Below are 5,384 nucleotides of genomic sequence, written 5' to 3' on the forward strand. Positions count from 1 at the left end.
ATCTATATACGTCTTAATGCAAAATATATATTGCATTTATCCTGTATATAATTTAATATATAGAATATAAGATGCGAATTATAAAGATTATCTTTACAAACGGGGTGTATTTAATGTCAGTAAGCAAAATAAAAATTGCAAGAACAGAAAAGGGGCTAACTCAACAAGAATTAGCTGTGCTTGTAAATGTTACTCGACAAACCATTGGTCTTATTGAACTTAATAAATATAATCCATCTTTAAAGCTTTGCATTGATATAGCTAAATCACTCGATAAAACTTTAGATGAATTATTTTGGGAGGAAGAATAGAATGGAAAAACTAAAAAATTGGTTTTCACTCAGTACACATTCAGATGAAAGAATTCAGCAAATTGAAATGAAAATTTGGGCCCAATCTGGAATTGTGGTTTTATTGCTAGCCTTCATAGATTTAATAATAAGGGGCGTATACTTACAAAGACCGTTTCTAGAATGGGCTACAGCTCTTGGTATCATTATCTGTTATATGGTATTCTTCTTTATTAGATCCATTTTAGCTGGTGTTTACGAACCAGAAATCGATAACAAGGAAAAGTTAAAACAAAAATTAAAAGATAAATTATCTTATACCCTTATTTTATCTTTTACTGGTGTAGCCTACACTACATATCATAATCAATTACCTCAAGACATTGTTGGATGGATGTTAGTATGTTTAAAGTTCATTTTACTTGTTACTATCTTGTTTGGTATTCAATATTTTATTACTAAATTAGCATGGAATAAATCCAATAAAATTCAATAAGTATAGAAAAAAAGCTTATCTTTTAGCACTTAATGATAAGCTTTTTTATTGTTTTCTCCATCTCTTTTTCGTTTTAGGGGCAACCTGTTCTGTAAGTTGATGGACGTGTGGTTGGACCTCTACATGGAATCCTACTGTCTTTGTTTTAATTTAGAAATTTCTAAATTAACTTTCTTTTTATTTGAAATTGTAATACAATCGAGTTAAATAAATTTAACTGGTTAAAAAAAGGATGATGCATAATGAAACAAAAAGCCATTTCCATTATCGAAACATATGAACAATTAAAAGTTATAAGCGATCCATTACGTACAAAAATGCTTATATACTTAGTCGAAAAGCCATATACAGGTCATCAACTTGCTCAGCTTTTAAATCTTTCTCGCGCAAAAATACTCTATCACCTCCGCGAACTAGAAAAACACAACATCATTCAATTAGTAAAAAAAGAAGAACAGGGAGGGAATATTTTAAAGTACTATCAGGCTGTTTCGCGTGGTTTTATTCCTGCAAATCACTTACTTCACTACATTGAATCGCAACAGGCAACAAGACAATCCTATTTAGAAGTATTACATCGTGCACAAACAAGAATATTAACTGCTCCAGATACCTCATTCGATTTAACATCTTCCCATGTTGAAGATTGGCCAAGTATCTCGATGCAAACAGAATTCTCATTAACAGAAGAACAATTTATAAAGTTTTTAAATCAGTATAGAAACCTTGTTAAAGAAACTTTAGCAGCTTCCACAGAAACTGATACTAATAAAAACTTTTATGTTACAATCACAGGTTTTGAAATTGATCAACTGCTCTTTAACGAAGATTTATAATTCATTATTTGTGGGGAGGAATATTCTTTGAGTGAGCCATTTATATCACAACAAGTTCAACCTAAGTATACAAGCATGTCATTATTTAAAAATCGTGCATTCTTATTTCTTTGGTTATCTAGTACCTCTTCTTTTCTTGCTCTTTCAACCTACCTATTTGCAGAGCAATGGTATGTTATTCGAGCTTTAGGTCAGGAATCAGCACTTGGGATTGTCATGATGGTAACTCTAATCCCGCGAGTCCTCCTAATGACTGTTGGAGGTGTATGGGCAGATCGCTTTAAACGTTCAAAAATTATGTTGGTTTCTAGCTTCACGCGTTTTTTACTGGTTTTTGTAATGATTACTTTATTACATTTACATCTATTAAATTTATGGTCGTTACTGTTTTTTGCACTACTATTTGGAATTCTGGATGCTTTCTTTTCACCAGCGAATCAGTCTCTTCTTCCTCTTCTAGTCCCAAAAGAGATGTTAACTCGATCTAATTCCTTTATTCAAACTTCCAATCAAGTTGCAATGTTTGCCGGACCAATGATAGGCGGCTGGATTATTACAGTTAGTTCTTTCTCGGTTTTATTTCTCTTCGTTGCTTGTTTTTTATTAATTACATCCGCTTTCACTTTATGTATTAAAGAAAAAAATTCTTCACCGTCTTCTAAGCAAGCATCTACCAGACAAGAGCTATTAGAAGGTTTTCAATATGTATGGAACATGCCTTTTTTAAAATCTATACTTTTTATTTTAATGACAATAAACGTCCTCTTCTTTGGCCCTTTACTTATGGGAATTCCATTATTAGCGAGCGAGGTATTACATGGAAAGGCAGTTGAGGTCAGTTTTTTACAAAGCTCTTATCAAGGAGGAATGCTAGGAGGCGCTTTATTGATTGGGCTTTTAAATATTAGGAAAAATAGAGGTCTTTCTATTCTAATACTTATTTCTTTTCTTGGTATTTTTCTTTCTCTCCTTGGTCAAATGTATGTTTTATGGCAAGGAATCCTTTTACTTGTGATGATGGGTTTCATGTCTTCTATGATTAATGTACCACTGGTGTCTATTATTCAAGAAAACAGTGAAACAGATAAGCTAGGGAGAGTTATGAGTTTCGTAAATGCCTCTTCGAACGGTTTAGTTCCGCTATCTTATGCTTTTGTATCTATATGCTTAACATTTGGCACTTCTATATCTAACATTCTACTATGTTGTGGCTTACTCATAACTATCTTATCCATTCTTTTCATAACAAAATATAAAATTGTACGTGATACAAATTAACTAAACAGTGCAGTATTTCTAGAAATTAAATGTTGGTTCAGGTTAAGCAGGTGGAGCAATGCTATTTATAAATGTACTAAAAATTTTTTCCGTATTGGGTGTACAGAGGTATCTTATTTTTATTGGAAATAAGTATATTATTCGGTATTAGGGTCCCACTATACATGCCCATCCACTTAAAATATAGGTTGATCCCCAAAACGAAAAAATAATCTGAATTCACATAAATAACTGTCAAGAGATAAAAATTTCGTTTTGGGGTATTTGCTTTTCTTAGCTTGATGGTGATGGGGTACCGTCAGCATTTCGGAAAAAAACCACGCTAAGAGTATGCAAGATTTTATACAGTTTTTCGGCTAATCCAACAACAAACAAGAACCATAAAACCGCGCCAGGCTAGGAATGTATAAAAAAATGCATAGATCCATAGAACAAAAAAAGGAGGTTCCCTTGTGAGAGTAAGGGAACCTCCTTGTCCTTGCTACCGATAATAAGACATTATGTTAACCTTACATGAATACGGTATACATACAAAAATACAAAGAAAATTGCTTATTTTAAATGATACAATTAAGAAATAGGAGGTGAGTAAAATATGACAAAAAAAACGAGTTGGACTAGTCTAATAGGATTAGTCTGGTTAGCAACCATTGCATTACTTTGGACAAACTTTGCTAAGTTGATTCCAAATAAAGTTGCTTCTCTAAGCATCTTTATTATTATGATTGTCATTGCAGCAGGAGCTAGTCTGACAGGACTTTACCGACTTAAAAAGAAAAAATATTAAGAACGGATCGTACTTCTCTCCAAATGGGGAGGAGTTTGCTCTAATATTAAAAATTCGCTTCCTATAACGGAAATTATGGTAACTATTCAAGGGAAAATAAAGAATCATCCGCTAAATATAGCGGATGATTCTTTATTTTCCTCGATGTTTTTCTTTTCGCTTTTGAATTTTAATTTGTCTTTTTCTTTCTTTAATTTCTTCTTTTTTTTGACGCGTCATACTTTGCTTCATTTTCTTTTTTTGTTCTAATTCTATTCTCAACGCTTCAAAAGATTTATTAGAAACTCCTTGATTTTTTAATTCTTTTACTGTTAATCTTATTAATCTTTTAGGATTGATAGCTTTAGTTTTTTTATTATCATTGGAGTTTTTAATACCTGATGTATTATTTAGTAATGGAATCATATCATGAAAAATAAAGTCTAATATTTCACTATCCTTAGGTTCTGTTCTAAAAGTATGTTTACATACCTTTAGTTTGTTATTTTCATACATTTCTACAATTCCAATCCAAAATTGTCCATCAAAATAAATTGTAAGTGTCATTGAGAATCCCCCTTTTATATAGCATGAGTAATGGACATCCCAGGGGGGAAGGTTACTGACAATAGTTTTTAGTACTACTGTGTCCGGACTACCAACCGAACTGTGTTTTTTTACTCTAATTTTATTATATTTCAAAATTTTAATTTGTAAATATTTCGGGGTTTTTACTACTGATAAGTGGTGTTATGTTAACTTACTGGAAATAAAATAGCCAAACTCATAACCTATTCTGATTATTCCTGCGCCCAATATTGTATATACAGAATACTTAATGAATGGATTTTCTTCTAAGAAGTTTTTTAGGTTATTCATTTTTAATCCTCCGTGTTAATATTTAATAAATATAATATTAACATGAATATTATATTTATTAAATTTAAAAGGAGTATTTACTACGATGAAATATTTTGTTTCGGATGAACATTGGGATCTTATTGGTTATAGTAAACAGTTAAAAGCTTTACATACACGTGTTAATAAAAATACTTATGATTTCTTCTCTAATAACTCATTTCATGATGCTCATATCTTTGATATTAAACTTATTAATCATTCTAACTCTTCTAGTGAAGATGTAGAAGAATTAGATCCAACTTCATTAGAAGCACGAATAAAGCATGTTAATGGAGATGAGTATACTCTTATTTGGAATGGTGTGAAAAAATATAGGTTTGATTACGATATTACAACAAATACGTATGTAAATTCGAATGAAATCGTGTGTGAAGGAAAAAGAGGAATTGATGAATGGGGATATGATGAGATAATTCTTTTGAATGAGCAATATCTTTCACATGAAATTATTCTACATTCAGGAGCGGAAATTTTAATACATTGTAGGGAAATTGATTAAAAAAAATATTAATTTTTGAGTTGTTTGTTCATGGGTTTGCTGACATCTTTATTTGTAGTGTTTTGAATGTATGCTTTTCTTGCTAACTTTGAGGATATCAAGGGAATTGGGATAAATTCAATGATTAAGGGGATTTGAAAGTAAACTAATATCTAAAAGTTTACTTTCATAAATGATAACAACAATCTAATTATTTAAGGTTAATTTAAGGTTTATTTTATAGATATTTCCAGTTTGTATATTATAATTATAATATTAAGTTGCGAAGTTTGAATTGGATGGATTAGATACATAATAT

General features: G+C 30.8%; 7 protein-coding genes. 6 read left to right on the forward strand and 1 reads right to left on the reverse strand.

Features of this window, described 5'->3' with window-relative positions; genetic code table 11:
- The first annotated feature begins 113 nt into the window (after positions 1-113).
- The 5 genes from AC1DTM_RS17545 (at position 114) to AC1DTM_RS17565 (ending at position 3,687) form a co-directional block, all read left to right on the forward strand.
- Positions 114-311, forward strand: a complete 198-nt coding sequence (locus AC1DTM_RS17545) for a helix-turn-helix transcriptional regulator (RefSeq protein ID WP_033714322.1) — start codon at positions 114-116, stop codon at positions 309-311.
- 1 nt (position 312) lies between these two features.
- Positions 313-786: a DUF6773 family protein gene (locus tag AC1DTM_RS17550; protein WP_133059512.1), complete on the forward strand. Its 474-nt coding sequence runs from the start codon at positions 313-315 to the stop codon at positions 784-786.
- Positions 787-1,028: 242 nt separating this feature from the next.
- Positions 1,029-1,622, forward strand: coding sequence for an ArsR/SmtB family transcription factor (locus AC1DTM_RS17555; protein ID WP_088099327.1), 594 nt, complete (start codon positions 1,029-1,031; stop codon positions 1,620-1,622).
- Positions 1,623-1,649: 27 nt separating this feature from the next.
- Positions 1,650-2,900, forward strand: a complete 1,251-nt coding sequence (locus AC1DTM_RS17560) for an MFS transporter (protein WP_088099328.1) — start codon at positions 1,650-1,652, stop codon at positions 2,898-2,900.
- Between the two features lie 595 nt (positions 2,901-3,495).
- Complete coding sequence (locus tag AC1DTM_RS17565; RefSeq protein ID WP_088099329.1) at positions 3,496-3,687, forward strand: hypothetical protein; 192 nt, start codon at positions 3,496-3,498, stop codon at positions 3,685-3,687.
- A 132-nt stretch (positions 3,688-3,819) separates the two neighbouring features.
- Here AC1DTM_RS17565 and AC1DTM_RS17570 read toward each other — a convergent pair whose 3' ends face one another.
- Positions 3,820-4,233: a YjdF family protein gene (locus AC1DTM_RS17570; RefSeq protein WP_070128813.1), complete on the reverse strand. Its 414-nt coding sequence runs from the start codon at positions 4,231-4,233 to the stop codon at positions 3,820-3,822.
- Between the two features lie 397 nt (positions 4,234-4,630).
- Here AC1DTM_RS17570 and AC1DTM_RS17575 point away from each other — a divergent pair, with 397 nt between their 5' ends.
- A complete protein-coding gene (locus AC1DTM_RS17575) occupies positions 4,631-5,086 on the forward strand; it encodes a hypothetical protein (protein ID WP_016103652.1) in 456 nt (151 codons plus the stop codon).
- Positions 5,087-5,384: the final 298 nt, after the last annotated feature.

It is taken from the genome of Bacillus sp. P4_D3, assembly GCF_056401855.1.